Below are 13,194 nucleotides of genomic sequence, written 5' to 3'. Positions count from 1 at the left end.
CTGGCACTCGAACCGTCGCACCAAACAGGAGAGGTAACACCGTGGCGTTTTTCCCCAAACCAGCCGCCGGTAGCTGGACCGAGAACTGGCCGGAACTCGGCACGGCACCGGTCAACTACGAGGACTCGGTCGACCCGGAACACTGGAAGCTCGAACAGCAGGCCATCTTCCGCAAGACCTGGCTGCACATGGGCCGCATCGAGCTCATCCCGAAGAAGGGCCGCTACGTCACCCGCGAGCTGCCGTCCGTGGGCCCCGGCGTGTCGATCATCATCGTCAACGACGGCGACGAGATCCGCGCCTTCTACAACCTGTGCCGCCACCGCGGCAACAAGCTGGTGTGGAACGACTACCCGAACGAAGAGGTGTCCGGAAGCTGCCGGCAGTTCGTCTGCAAGTACCACGCCTGGCGCTACGACCTCAAGGGTGACCTGACCTTCATCCAGCAGGAAAACGAGTTCTTCGACGTCGACAAGGCCGACTACCCGCTCAAGTCGGTGCGCTGCGAGGTCTGGGAAGGCTTCATCTTCGTCAACTTCGACGACGACGCCGAGCCGCTGGTCGACTTCCTCGGAGAGTTCGGCGAGGGCCTGAAGGGCTACCCCTTCCACGAGATGACCGAGCACTACAGCTACCGCTCTGAGGTCAAGGCCAACTGGAAGCTGTTCATCGACGCGTTCACCGAGTTTTACCACGCACCGATCCTGCACATGAAGCAGGCAGAGAAGGCCGAGGCCGAGAAGTTGGCCAACTTCGGCTTCGAAGCGCTGGCCTACGACATCAAGGGTGATCACTCGATGGTGTCGTCGTGGGGCGGCATGTCCCCGCCGAAGGACATCAACATGGTCAAGCCGATCGAGCAGATCCTGCACAGCGGGTTGTTCGGTCCGTGGGACCGACCCGACATCGCCGGCATCCTGCCCGACGAGCTGCCGCCGGCCATCAACCCGGGCCGCCACAAGACCTGGGGCACCGACTCTTTCGAGTTCTTCCCCAACTGGACGCTGTTGTTCTGGGCGCCGGGCTGGTACCTGACGTACAACTACTGGCCGACCGGCGTGGACAGCCACATCTTCGAGGCCGACCTGTACTTCGTGCCGCCGAAGAACCTGCGCGAGCGCCTCTCCCAGGAGCTCGCCGCCGTGACGTTCAAGGAGTACGCGTTCCAGGACGCGAACACCCTGGAGGCCACCCAGACGCAGATCGGCACCCGTGCGGTCACCGAGTTCCCCTTGTGCGATCAGGAGATCCTGCTTCGTCACCTGCACATGACGGCGCACCAGTACGTTGACAGGTACAAGGAATCGCTGGCCGGCAACACCAATGGCAAGCACGCCAGCGACGCCAAGGCGTCCGGAAAGGAGCAGGTGAATGTCTAAGCTGCCTGAGGAATTCGCCGATCTGGAGCGGTTCAGCGATTGGTGCCTGCCCAGCGAGGAGGACCGCTACCAGAAGCGTCTCGCCTCCACGATGGACCAGATGCAGGAGCTCTACGACGCCGGCATGGCCCGCCTCGAAGACATCATGGTCTACGTCGACGCACGCTTCCCGCTCGCGTCGATGCCCGAAGACGCCAAGGCGCTGGTCCACCTGGGACAGTCGATCGTCATGGTGAGCTTCCCGATCGAGGTGTGGAAGCAACCGCGCGTGCTCGACAGCGGCGCGGCCTATATCAACCTGATCAAGGAGCCGGTGGTTTAGTCGTGCTGACCCTCAAAGCTGCGGGTCTGGTCGACGTCGATGCCGGGGCGATCATTCGCCCCGGCATCGTTCGTGTCGACGGTGACCGGATTGTCGGCATCGGCGGTGAACCCGAGGGCGAGATCATCGATCTCGGAGACGCCATCCTCCTGCCGGGTCTGATGGACATGGAGGTCAACCTGCTGATGGGTGGCCGGGGTGAGAATCCCGGGCTCTCCCAGGTGCAGGACGACCCGCCAACCCGTGTGCTGCGGGCCGTCGGCAATGCCCGGCGCACCCTGCGGGCCGGGTTCACCACGGTGCGCAACCTCGGCCTGTTCGTCAAGACCGGCGGCTATCTCCTGGATGTGGCGCTGGGCAAGGCGATCGATGCCGGCTGGGTGGACGGTCCGCGCATCGTGCCGGCCGGGCACGCCATCACCCCCACCGGCGGACACCTCGACCCCACCATGTTCGCGGCCTTCATGCCGGGTGCGCTGGAGCTCACGGTCGAAGAGGGCATCGCCAACGGGGTCGACGAGGTCCGCAAGGCCGTGCGGTATCAGATCAAGCACGGCGCTCAGCTGATCAAGGTCTGCGTTTCCGGCGGCGTGATGTCCCTCACCGGAGAGGCTGGGGCACAACACTATTCGGACGAAGAACTGCGCGCGATCGTCGACGAGGCACACCGGCGCGGGCTGCGGGTGGCCGCCCACACGCACGGCGCCGAGGCCGTCAAGCACGCCGTCGCGTGCGGCATCGACTGCATCGAGCACGGGTTCCTGATGGATGACGAAGCCATCCAGTCGCTCGTCGACAACGACCGCTTCCTGGTCACCACCCGCCGTCTGGCCCAGGCCATGGACGTCTCACACGCTCCGAAAGCCTTGCAGGACAAAGCGGCAGTGATGTTCCCGAAGGCAGAGACATCACTCAAGGCGGCCTATGAGGCCGGGGTGAAGATCGCCGTCGGCACCGACGCCCCGGCCATCCCGCACGGTAAGAACGCCGACGAACTGGTCACCCTGGTCGAGTGGGGTATGCCACCCGCGGCCGTGCTGCGCTCGGCCACCACCATCGCCGCCGATCTGATCAACGCCACCGACCGCGGCCGGCTGGCCGAAGGGTTGCTGGCCGACATCATCGCCGTGCCCGGCAACCCGCTCGAAGACATCACCGTTACACAGACGGTTACCTTTGTAATGAAGGGCGGTAAGGTCTACAAGAATGAGTACGCAGATGGCTCCTAGCCGAACTGACGACCTGGTCGAAATCCACCAACTGCTGGCCAAATACGCCGTCACCATCACCCAGGGTGACGTCGAGGGACTGGTCAGCGTGTTCACCCCGGACGGCACCTACAGCGCCTTCGGCGATACCTATGCGCTGGAACGCTTTCCGGTGCTGGTCGACGCCGCTCCCAAGGGCCTGTTCATGACGGGCACCGCCCTGGTCGACCTCGTCGAGGGTGCCGACACCGCCAGCGGCACCCAGCCGCTGTGCTTCATCGAGCACTCGGCGCACGACATGCGGATCGGCTACTACCGCGACACCTATGTGCGCACCGAGGCAGGCTGGCGGCTCAAGACCCGGGCCATGACGTTCATCCGGCGCAGCGGCGCCCACGACCACGGCAAGCCGCACGCCATCGGACGGCCGTCGGCGTGAGCGAGCGCAGCGAGCGAACCATGGATCTGACACGGCGAAGCCGAGCCTGCGAGGCAGCGGCGTGAGTGAGCTTCACGACCCCGCAGCGTTCCGCGCCGCGCTACAGACGTGGCTCGGCGAGAACGACCTGACTCCCCCGGACGACCACTCCCTGGAAGGCCACATCCGCCAGTTCGCGCGGGTGCAGAAGGCCTTGTACGACGCGGGATGGAGCCGCTACGGCTGGCCCGAGCACGCCGGCGGCCTCGGCGGTCCGGCGATGCTGCGCGCCATCGTCGGCGAAGAGGTGGTGGGCCGGCGGCTCGCCGAGCCGGGGCCCTACTCGATGCTCGAGGTGTTGGCCCCGACGATGATCGACTACGCCACCCCGGAACTGGCCGCCGAGATGGTGCCCAAGCTCCTCAGTGGCGAAGAGCAGTGGTGCCAAGGCTTTTCCGAGCCGGGGTCCGGTAGCGACCTGGCGTCGCTCACCACCAAGGCCGAACAGCGCGGCGACAAATACGTCATCAACGGGCAGAAGGTCTGGACCAGCTTCGCCCAGTTCTCGCATCGCTGCATCCTGCTCACCCGCACCGGCGAGGGGCACGCGGGCATCACCGCGTTCTTCGTCGACACCGACACCCCGGGCATCACCATCCGCCCGCTGCACACCATGCACGACGTGGACGAGTTCTGCGAGGTCTACTTCGACAACGTCGAGGTCGACGCGAGCCGGATGCTCGGCAAGCCGGGCGACGGCTGGCAGTTGGCGATGGACCTGCTCCCCTACGAGCGGTCGACCTGCTTCTGGCAGCGCATCGCCTACCTCTATTCGCGTTTCGACGCGCTGATCGACGAGGTCAAGGGACAAGGTCAGGCCGTCGACACCGATATGGGTGAGGCGTATCTGGCGCTGCACACCCTGCGCTGCCGGTCCCGCGCCACCCAGCACCGCCTGGCCGAGGGCCACAAGCTGGGCCCCGACACCTCCATCGACAAGGTGCTGCTGTCCGGTGCCGAACAGCGGCTCTATGACACCGCGCATGATCTGCTGCCCGGAGCCATCGAGCTCGAGGACTCCGAATGGCGCACCGAGTACCTGTATTCGCGCGCCGCCACCATCTACGGCGGCACCGCCGAGGTGCAGCGCAACATCATCGCCCGCCGCCTGCTCGATCTCGGGAAGGAGTAGAGATGACCACGTCTCTCGACGCCGAGTCGCTGACGCTTCTCGAAGACACTCTGCGCAAGACCATGCTCGCGTCCTCGGGTCCGTCCCTGGATGCCGCGCTGACCGAACTCGGCTGGGCCGAGATGCTGACCGACGTCCCCGAGCTGGCGGTGCCGTTGGTGTTCCGGCTGCTCGGCGAAACCGGCTCGCATGCTTCGGTTCTCGTCGACGTCGTGCTTCATGCGACGGGCAACAACATCGGTGACACCGTCGAACTTCCACTGCCCTACACGGGTAACACGTGGGTGGTCTGGGACCGGATCTCGGCGGAGACCCCCGAGCCCACGCTCGGCGGGTTGCCGTTGCGCCGCGAAGAGGAGGGCTACCCGATCCGGGTCGCCGAAGCGCGCGTCGCAGTGGCCTGGTGGCTGGTCGGTTCGGCCAGGGCCATGTTGTCGCTGGCCCGCCAGCACGCCCTGGACCGGGTGCAGTTCGGCAAGCCCATCGCGTCGTTCCAAGCGGTCCGGCACAAGTTGGCCGAAACGCTGGTGGCCATCGAAGGTGCCGAGGCGACGCTGACCCTTCCGGGTGCGGACAACCCCGACCTGACCGCGCTGCTCGCCAAGGCCGCCGCGGGTAAGGCGGCACTGACCGCGGCCAAGCATTGCCAGCAGGTCCTCGGCGGGATCGGCTTCACCGAGGAGCACGACCTGCACCACCACGTGAAGCGCGCGCTGGTGCTCGACGGGTTGCTGGGCAGCTCGCGGGAGCTGACCAAGAAGGCCGGCGCCGGACTGCGGGCCCGCGGCTCGGCACCCCGCCTGGCGCAACTCTGATCCGCATTCGCACGACATGAGTGTGGGTGTCATATCCGACCGGATGTGACATCCACACTCATGTCCGGGCCGGACTGATCCGGAAAGCCGCTTTCCGCGTAGACCTTCTGAAAATGCGAAAATGAGAATAGTATTCTCATCATGAGAAAGCTGGGATCTCCGACACGACCGTCAGGAGGGGGGCGAGCACCGCAATGCCCAGGCGTTCTCCGGTACAGTCCCCTCATGTTCTCCCAAATCGGCAGGCAGTTGAGCGGCCGGTGACCACCGCAAGCGAAGAGCCTGCCTGGAAGCAGCGCGCGGTCGAACGATCGATCAAGACAGCCAAGCTCCGTGCCGCACAGCGCGTGCAGCGGTTCCTCGACGCCGCGCAGTCGATCATCATCGAGAAGGGCAGCACGGACTTCACCGTGCAAGAGGTCGTCGACCGCTCGCGCCAGTCGCTTCGCAGCTTCTACCTGCAGTTCGACGGCAAGCACGAGCTGCTACTGGCCCTGTTCGAGGACGCCCTGAGCCGGTCCGCGGACCAGATCCGGGCCGCCACCTCCAGCCAGGCCGATCCGATCGAGCGTCTCAAGGTCGCCATCGAGTTGCTGTTCGAGTCCTCGCGACCCGATCCCAGCGCCAAACGACCGCTGTTCACCGACTTCGCCCCGCGCCTGCTGGTGTCACATCCGTCCGAGGTCAAGGTTGCCCACGCCCCGCTGGTGGCCCTGCTCACCGAGCTGATGGACGAGGCATTCGAGGCCGGCAAACTGCGCCCGGGCTTGAACCCTCGCCGGATGGCCGCCATGACCATGCAGACCGTGATGTTCGTCGCACAGTCCAGTGGCAGCGACGACGCAACCAACAAGCCGATCTCGGCCGAGGAAGTCTGGGACTTCGTCGCGCATGGCTTCGCCGTCGCCGACTGAGAACTCCATTCTCGCAGCGGTAGAGCTGCACTCACACTGGTGCCGCGCCCGACCCGCCGGTGTACTCGCCCGAGTGCCTGCATCTGAGAACGGCGGACGCAGCGGCCCCCTCCGGACGTCGCAATCGCCGCAACCGGAGTGTCGGTGGACGGTTGCTCACGCCTCGTTCCGCACGGCGCACTCGGACAGGGTCGTCACGCCGTCGCACATGCCGTTCTCGCATGCCCGCCGCGTCGAACTGCATCGCCGCACCGCAATGAGAAGATGATTCTTCTAAGCGGAGAGGTTAATTATCTGGTTTTGATTCTGTCATTGACATGGGCAGACGTCCGGTGACAGAGTGCTGAGCAAGTGCCAAACACGAACGTCTCGAGAAGTGAGGACCAGATGGCAGGGCGGGTAGAAGGCAAGGTCGCATTCGTCACGGGTGCAGCACGCGGGCAGGGCCGCAGCCATGCCGTGCGGCTGGCCGAAGAAGGCGCCGACATCATCGCGATCGACATCGCAGGACCCATCCGTCCCGGCGTGGAGACGGCCATCCCCGCCTCCACCCCCGATGACCTGGCGGAAACCGCCAACCTCGTCAAGGGTCTCAACCGCCGCATCGTCACCGCCGAGGTGGACGTCCGTGACGCCGCCGCCCTCAAGGCCGCGGTCGACAGTGGTGTCGAGCAGCTCGGCCGCCTCGACATCGTCGTGGCCAACGCCGGCATCGGCAACGGCGGCGACCCGCTGCACGAGACCAGCGAGCTCGACTGGGACGAGATGATCGACATCAACCTGTCCGGCGTGTGGAAGTCGGTGAAAGCCGCTGTGCCGCACATCATCGCCGGCGGACGCGGTGGCTCGATCATCCTCACCAGCTCGGTCGGCGGCCTCAAGGCCTACCCGCACTGTGGCAACTACGTCTCCGCCAAGCACGGCGTCGTCGGCCTGATGCGCGGTTTCGCCGTCGAGCTCGGCCACCACAACATCCGCGCCAACACCGTGCATCCCACCCATGTCAACACCGACATGCTGCACAACGAGGGCACCTTCAAGATGTTCCGGCCGGACCTGGAGAACCCGGGCCCCGACGACATGGCGCCGATCTGCCAGATGTTCCACACCCTGCCGATCCCGTGGGTCAACGCCGTGGACATCAGCAACGCCGTGCTGTTCCTGGCCTCCGATGAGGCTCGCTACATCACCGGCGTCACCTTGCCGGTCGATGCCGGTAGCTGCCTGAAGTAATCGATGTCCGACACTGTCCTCGTCACGGGGGCGTTCGGGCTCGTCGGGTCGGCAACGGTCAGAGCACTGGCCGCCGAGGGTCGCCGCGTGGTGGCCACGGATCTCGCCACCGACGCGAATCGGGCCAAGGCCCAGGCGCTTCCACTCGGTGTGGAAGCGCGCTGGGCCGACCTGACGGCGCCCGCCGACGCCCAACGGCTCATCACCGAGGTCGCCCCCGAGGCGATCATCCATCTGGCCGCGGTGATCCCGCCCCCGATCTACCGCAACCCGAGGTTGGCCCGCAAAGTCAACGTCGACGCCGCCAAGACGCTGGTGGACGCCGCCGCTGCCGCGCCCAATCCGCCACGCTTCGTCCAGGCGTCCAGCAATGCCGTCTACGGATCCCGCAACCCGCACCGCAATCCGGATCCGGTCTCGGCGCAGACGCCGCCGCGGCCGACCGAACTGTACGGCGGCCACAAACTCGAATCCGAGGCCTACGTCCGGGCATCGGCCCTGGACTGGGTCGTTTTGCGACTGGGCGGTGTGATGAGCACCGACCTCAACGCCATGCCGTTCACCCTCGACGCGCTGTACTTCGAGAGCGCGCTGCCGGTCGACAACCGGATCCACATGGTCGATGTGCGCGATGTGGCAAGCGCTTTCGCCGCTGCAACCGTCGCGGACGCGGTCGGTGAGGTCCTGCTGATCGCCGGCGACGACACGCACCGCATGCTCCAGGGCGATGTCGGCGCGGCCCTCGCCGCGGCGCGCGGCCTGCCCGGCGTGCTGCCGCCCGGCCGCCCGGGTGACCCCGACAGCGACGACGACTGGTTCATCACCGACTGGATGGACACCGCGAGAGCCCAAGAGGTGCTGAAGTTCCAGCACCATTCCTGGCCTGCCATGCTCGACGAGATGCGGGCCCAGACCGGATGGAAGCGTCATCCCTCCAGGCTGATCGCCCCGGCGGCCCGAGCGTTCGTCAAACGTCAAGGCGCCTACCGCAAGTCGCCCGGGATCTACGCAGACCCGTGGCGGGCGCTCAGCGCCCGCCTGGGAGACACCAGCCTGGACACCGCCGCTCCGTGACCGCACTGGTGATGGGAGCGAGCGGCTTTCTCGGCTCGCATGTCACCCGTCAACTGGCGCAGCGCGGCGACGACGTCCGGGTATTCCTGCGCAGGTCCAGTTCGACCCGTGGCATCGATGACCTGACGGTGCAACGCTGTTACGGCGATCTCTTCGACGACGAGGCGCTGCGTGCGGCGATGGCCGGTTGCGATGTCGTCTACTACTGCGTCGTCGACGCCCGGATGTGGTTACGGGACGCGGCAACCCTGTTCGCCACCAATGTCGACGGGCTGAGGCACGTCCTGGACGCGGCACTGGCGACCGGGGTCAGCAGATTCGTCTTCACCAGCACCGTCGGGACCCTGGCCGGCGGGGACGGCGCACTCGTCACCGAAGACGACCCGGTGGACTGGGACGGCGGTGGGCCCTACATCGAATCCCGCATCGCCGCAGAGGATCTGGTCCTCGAGTACGCCCGCACCCGCGGCCTGCCCGCTGTCGCATTGTGTATCTCCACCACCTACGGGCCGGGCGACTGGCAGCCGACCCCGCACGGCGGCGCGTTGGCCATGGTCGCCGCGGGCCGCTTCCCGTTCTACTTCGGCTACTCGCTGGAGGTAGTCGGCATCGAGGACGCCGCGAAGGCCATGCTGTTGGCCGCCGAACACGGGCGCAGCGGTGAGCGCTACATCATCTCCGAGCGGTACCTGACCTCGCGCGAACTGCACGAGGTGGCCGCCGCGGCCGGCGGGGTCCGGCGACCACGGATCGGGTTGGGGCTGCCGGTGCTCTACGCCGGGGCCCGGGTGAATGACCTCGCGGCCCGCATCCTGAACCGCGACTTGCCGTTCGCCGCCGTCGGCATGCGCATCGTCGACCGGATGGGCCGACTGGACCACTCCAAGGCGGTTCGCGAACTCGGCTGGGAACCCGAGCCCATCCACGGAGCCATCGAGCGCGCCGTGGCGTTCTTCACCGCGCAGCGGGCATGACGCGCTGGGCCACCGGCGACGCCACGGGCGTGTCCTTCCCCGCCGACCCCGAGACCCTCGGGCACGCCGGCGCCGACTTCCTCACCTCGGCCATGCACGCGTTCGGCACCCTGAGCCCCGACAACAGCGTCCGCCGAATCACCCGCATCGAAGCGGTCGGCGGGGGCAGCACGGGACGCAAGGCGCTGCTGGACATCGAATACGAACAGCCCTGCGCGATACCGGATGCACTGTTCGTCAAGTTCTCCCGCGATTTCGGGGACCCGCGCCGAGATCGCGGCGCCTCCCAGATGGAACTCGAGGTCGCGTTCGGTGCAATGTCGGCCGCCACCGCATTGCCGATCACCGTGCCGGCCTGCCTGTTCGCCGACTACCACGGCGCGTCGTGTACCGGGATGCTGCTCACCGATCGGGTCGGCTACGGAACCGATGGTGTGGAGCCGCACTACGACAAGTGCCGCGACTACGCCATGCCTGATCCCGTCACGCACTACCGAACGCTGCTCGCCTCGGTCGCCCGGCTGGCGGGTGCGCACAGGGCCGGCCGACTGCCCGCCTCAGTGGACCAGCAGTTCCGCTACGACGAGTCGAAAGTGACTGTCGGCAAACGGATCCGCTACACCAGCGAGGAGCTGTCAGCTCGCGTCGAGGGTCTGGTCGAATTCTGCGCCGCGCACCCCGACCTGTTTCCGGCGCACCTACGGACGCCGGATTTCGGCAGGCGCATACGGGCCGAGGCCGCCCAGATCGCCGAGCGCGAGGACGCGATCATGGGGTGGTTGCACGCCACCGGGGACCACATCGCGTTGTGCCACTGGAATGCCAACGTGGACAACGCCTGGTTCTGGCGCGGACCCGAGGGCGGGGTCGAGTGTGGCCTGATGGACTGGGGCTGCGTCAGCGTGATGAACGTCGCGATGGCGCTGTGGGGCAGCCTGTGCAGCGCCGAGACCGCCATGTGGGACGACCATCTCGATAAGCTGCTCGCCCTGTTCGCCGACGAATACACCGCCTCGGGCGGCCCGCGGATGGACCTTCACCTGCTGCGGGATCAGCTGCTGCTGTACGCCGCCGTGATGGGGGTGGCGTGGTTGCTGGAGGTGCCCGGCTATCTGCGCGCCGCCGTGCCGGCCCTGGCCGACGTGCCCGACCGCTTCGACCCGCGGGTCAGCGAGAGCGAACCGGTACGGGCCCAGCTGCTGATGCTCACCAACGTCCTCAACCTCTGGGAAAACAACGATTTCGGTGCATTGTTGAGCCGAATCGGGTAGCTCAGCGAGCGGCCTTGCGGCCGCCCTTACCGGGTTCGGTGCCGATCACACCGTCCTCGGCCAGTGCTGCGATCTCGTCCTCGGACAGGCCCAGGTCGCTGAGCACGGTGTGGTTGTGCTCACCGAGCAGCGGCGCGGGTTGGCGGTGGAACGCGTCGGGCCCGTTCGCCAGCGTGACGGGCAGGGTGCTGTGCGCCGCGGCGGTGTTCACCGGATGCCCCACATGTTCGAAGAACCGGCGATGACGCAGCTGGGCCAGCTCGGTCTGGCGGTGCGGCTGCATCACCTTGGCCACGGGCACGCCTGCCCCCCAGAGGGTCTCGACGATCTCATCACCGGTGCGGGTGCGACACCACGCCGCCAGATGCTCGTCGAGCACATCGTGGGCGGCTCGCCGCCCCACGAAGGTGGACAGCGCAGCGTCGGCCGACCAGTCCGGATGCCCGAGTGCCGCACGCAGCGCATCCCACTGTGCGTCGGTCTGCACCGCGACGGCCACCCAGCTGTCGTCGCGGCCGAACTCGTCGGGTTCGGCGCTCTGGTAAAGGTTTTGCGGCGCGGCGGTCGGCCCGCGGTTGCCGTCGCGCTGCAGCAGTACCCCGTGTGCGGAGTGTTCGATGACCTGCTCGGCGGCGATGTTGAGCGCGGCGTCGACCATGGCCGCCTCGACCAGGACCGCCTGCCCGGTGGTGCGGCGGTGCTCCAGCGCGAGCATCAGGGCGTTGAGCGCATGCACGCCCGCGTTGGGATCACCCACCGAGTACGGCTCGAACGGGGTGCGGTCCGGGTAGCCGGTGAGCCAGCTCAACCCGGAGGCGTCTTCGATGATGTAGGCGAACGCGGGATTGTCGCGCCACGGTCCGTCCAGCCCGAAACCCGGCATCCGCACCATGATGATGTCGTCACGCAGTGCGCGCACCGAGTCGAAATCCAGCCCCAGTTGATCGATGACGCGCGGGGTGAAGTTCTCCACCACCACATCGCTGTCGGCGATGAGGCGGCGCAACACCTCTCGGCCGGCCTCGGTCTGGAAGTCGACCGTGACGCTCTTCTTGTTGGTGTTGAGCGCACTGAAGATCGGCGAGCGCTCCCACCACTGCTCGACCGTGGCGGGGATACCGGCGATCAGCCGGGTGCCGTCGGGCCGCGGGGTGGATTCCAGGTGGATGATGTCCGCCCCCAGCATGCCGAGCGCGTGGGTGCACGACGGCCCGGCCCAGAAGGTGGTCATGTCCAGTACCCGAAGGCCGCTGAACGGCAACCGGTCCCGGTCCGCGTCCGCGGTGGGGGCCGGCCGCGGGACCAGCGTGGCATTGCGCACCTGCTCGGTGTGTTCACCCAGCGCGGGCGCGGGTGCGGGGGCACGCAACGCGGCGCCGGTGAACCGGTAGGGGTGCGCGGGCTGGGTGAATTCGCCACCGGGGCTGGGCACGAAGGCCCCACGCTCCACGAAGTGGTCCATCGCGGTGACGTTCGCGCCGTTGCCGACGGGTGAGTTCGGGATCCGGAAGGCCGACGCCAGGTCCCGAACGTCATCGACGTTCTGATCGCGCAACCACTCGTAGAGTTCCTCGGCGTGCAGGTTGGCCTGCTCGGTGATGGTCAGCTGCGTGGTCTCGTCGATCCACTCGTCGTGGCCCGACATCGCGCACAGATCCCACCACTGCTGGGCGGTGCCGCAGCCCAGCGCCACCAGCCCGTCGGCGGCCTGCGCCACCCCGGGCACAGTGGGCCGGCGTTCGGTGCGCCACGGCCTGCCGAGCATCTCGAAGTAGGTGACGGGATAGTAGGTCAGACAGAGGATCTGGGCTTCCAGCTCGGACAGGTCGATGAGCTCCCCGTGGCCGTCGCGCTGCGCGCGGGCGCGGAAGGCCAGCGTCATCGCGGCGGCGTACGCCCCGGTCAGCCAGTCCCCCACTTGACCGCCGATGGTCACCGGCGCGCGGTCCTGGGTGCCGCGGCCGATCCCGATCGCCCCGCCGGACCAGGCCTGCAGGGTGAATTCGGTGGCCGGCCGGTCACTCCACGGGCCGTCCAGGCCGAACGGGGTGATGGCCGTGACGATCAGGTGCGGATACCGCCGGTACAGCTCACCCGGCGCGACCGACTGCGCCACCGATGATTCCGGTGACCACACCACCGCATCCGCGGACGCGATGAGCCGTTCGAGCAGGTCCGGGTCGGCGAGCACACTGCGCTTGCCGCCGGCCAGGAATTCGAACAGGGCGCCGCCCCCGGCGCCGGAGGCCGACCAGGTGCGCAGCGGATCACCGTCCGGCGCTTCCACTTTGATCACGTCGGCCCCGCCGTCGGACAGGATCTTGGTGGCGTACGCCCCCGCGATACCGCTGGACAGATCGACGACGGTGTAGCCGGTCAGTGGTGCTGTCATGG

The 13,194-nt window shown here is 67.3% G+C and carries 12 protein-coding genes; 11 read left to right on the top strand and 1 reads right to left on the bottom strand.

Annotated elements, in window-relative coordinates; genetic code table 11:
• The first annotated feature begins 41 nt into the window (after positions 1-41).
• The 11 genes from AC1DY7_RS23010 (at position 42) to AC1DY7_RS22960 (ending at position 10,800) form a co-directional block, all read left to right on the top strand.
• Entirely contained in the window at positions 42-1,379 is a 1,338-nt protein-coding gene (locus AC1DY7_RS23010; RefSeq protein ID WP_477496033.1) for an aromatic ring-hydroxylating oxygenase subunit alpha, read from the top strand.
• Positions 1,372-1,701, top strand: a complete 330-nt coding sequence (locus AC1DY7_RS23005) for a hypothetical protein (protein ID WP_477496032.1) — start codon at positions 1,372-1,374, stop codon at positions 1,699-1,701. The genes AC1DY7_RS23010 and AC1DY7_RS23005 overlap by 8 nt, the downstream gene beginning before the upstream one ends.
• Positions 1,702-1,703: 2 nt before the next feature.
• Positions 1,704-2,930: a metal-dependent hydrolase family protein gene (locus AC1DY7_RS23000; protein WP_477496031.1), complete on the top strand. Its 1,227-nt coding sequence runs from the start codon at positions 1,704-1,706 to the stop codon at positions 2,928-2,930.
• Positions 2,908-3,348: a nuclear transport factor 2 family protein gene (locus AC1DY7_RS22995; protein ID WP_477496030.1), complete on the top strand. Its 441-nt coding sequence runs from the start codon at positions 2,908-2,910 to the stop codon at positions 3,346-3,348. The genes AC1DY7_RS23000 and AC1DY7_RS22995 overlap by 23 nt, the downstream gene beginning before the upstream one ends.
• Positions 3,349-3,409: 61 nt before the next feature.
• A complete protein-coding gene (locus tag AC1DY7_RS22990) occupies positions 3,410-4,519 on the top strand; it encodes an acyl-CoA dehydrogenase family protein (RefSeq protein ID WP_477496029.1) in 1,110 nt (369 codons plus the stop codon).
• Between the two features lie 2 nt (positions 4,520-4,521).
• Entirely contained in the window at positions 4,522-5,334 is an 813-nt protein-coding gene (locus AC1DY7_RS22985; RefSeq protein WP_477496028.1) for an acyl-CoA dehydrogenase family protein, read from the top strand.
• A gap of 194 nt (positions 5,335-5,528) precedes the next feature.
• The gene (locus tag AC1DY7_RS22980; protein ID WP_477496027.1) at positions 5,529-6,248 is read left to right on the top strand and encodes a TetR/AcrR family transcriptional regulator; all 720 of its coding nucleotides are present in this window, start codon (positions 5,529-5,531) and stop codon (positions 6,246-6,248) included.
• Between the two features lie 387 nt (positions 6,249-6,635).
• Positions 6,636-7,481 (top strand): mycofactocin-coupled SDR family oxidoreductase, encoded by an 846-nt coding sequence (locus tag AC1DY7_RS22975; protein ID WP_447711235.1) that lies wholly within the window; start codon positions 6,636-6,638, stop codon positions 7,479-7,481.
• Between the two features lie 3 nt (positions 7,482-7,484).
• Positions 7,485-8,555 carry an NAD-dependent epimerase/dehydratase family protein gene (locus AC1DY7_RS22970; RefSeq protein WP_477496026.1) on the top strand — a complete coding sequence of 357 codons (1,071 nt, stop codon included), beginning with the start codon at positions 7,485-7,487 and terminating at the stop codon, positions 8,553-8,555.
• Between the two features lie 11 nt (positions 8,556-8,566).
• Positions 8,567-9,529, top strand: coding sequence for an NAD-dependent epimerase/dehydratase family protein (locus tag AC1DY7_RS22965; RefSeq protein ID WP_477496096.1), 963 nt, complete (start codon positions 8,567-8,569; stop codon positions 9,527-9,529).
• Positions 9,526-10,800 (top strand): hypothetical protein, encoded by a 1,275-nt coding sequence (locus tag AC1DY7_RS22960; protein WP_477496025.1) that lies wholly within the window; start codon positions 9,526-9,528, stop codon positions 10,798-10,800. Before AC1DY7_RS22965 ends, AC1DY7_RS22960 begins: the two co-directional genes overlap by 4 nt.
• 1 nt (position 10,801) lies before the next feature.
• On the opposite strand, the gene AC1DY7_RS22955 is transcribed toward AC1DY7_RS22960, so the two are convergent.
• A complete protein-coding gene (locus AC1DY7_RS22955; protein WP_477496024.1) occupies positions 10,802-13,192 on the bottom strand; it encodes a CaiB/BaiF CoA transferase family protein in 2,391 nt (796 codons plus the stop codon).
• Positions 13,193-13,194 lie beyond the last annotated feature (2 nt).

The sequence above is a fragment of the Mycobacterium sp. P2_H7 genome (genome assembly GCF_056403275.1).
The sequence above is the reverse complement of the archived record's forward strand: the minus strand, read 5'-3'. Positions and strand labels throughout refer to the sequence as shown.

Bases quoted from the DNA above. Each gene is read 5' to 3' on its own strand.
- AC1DY7_RS22975 (WP_447711235.1), top strand. From the start codon at position 6,636: ATGGCAGGGCGGGTAGAAGGCAAGGTCGCATTCGTCACGGGTGCAGCA.
- AC1DY7_RS22995 (WP_477496030.1), top strand. From the start codon at position 2,908: ATGAGTACGCAGATGGCTCCTAGCCGAACTGACGACCTGGTCGAAATC.
- AC1DY7_RS22985 (WP_477496028.1), top strand. From the start codon at position 4,522: ATGACCACGTCTCTCGACGCCGAGTCGCTGACGCTTCTCGAAGACACT.
- AC1DY7_RS23005 (WP_477496032.1), top strand. From the start codon at position 1,372: ATGTCTAAGCTGCCTGAGGAATTCGCCGATCTGGAGCGGTTCAGCGAT.
- AC1DY7_RS22965 (WP_477496096.1), top strand. From the start codon at position 8,567: ATGGGAGCGAGCGGCTTTCTCGGCTCGCATGTCACCCGTCAACTGGCG.
- AC1DY7_RS22960 (WP_477496025.1), top strand. From the start codon at position 9,526: ATGACGCGCTGGGCCACCGGCGACGCCACGGGCGTGTCCTTCCCCGCC.
- AC1DY7_RS22980 (WP_477496027.1), top strand. From the start codon at position 5,529: ATGCCCAGGCGTTCTCCGGTACAGTCCCCTCATGTTCTCCCAAATCGG.
- AC1DY7_RS22970 (WP_477496026.1), top strand. From the start codon at position 7,485: ATGTCCGACACTGTCCTCGTCACGGGGGCGTTCGGGCTCGTCGGGTCG.
- AC1DY7_RS22955 (WP_477496024.1), bottom strand. From the start codon at position 13,192: ATGACAGCACCACTGACCGGCTACACCGTCGTCGATCTGTCCAGCGGT.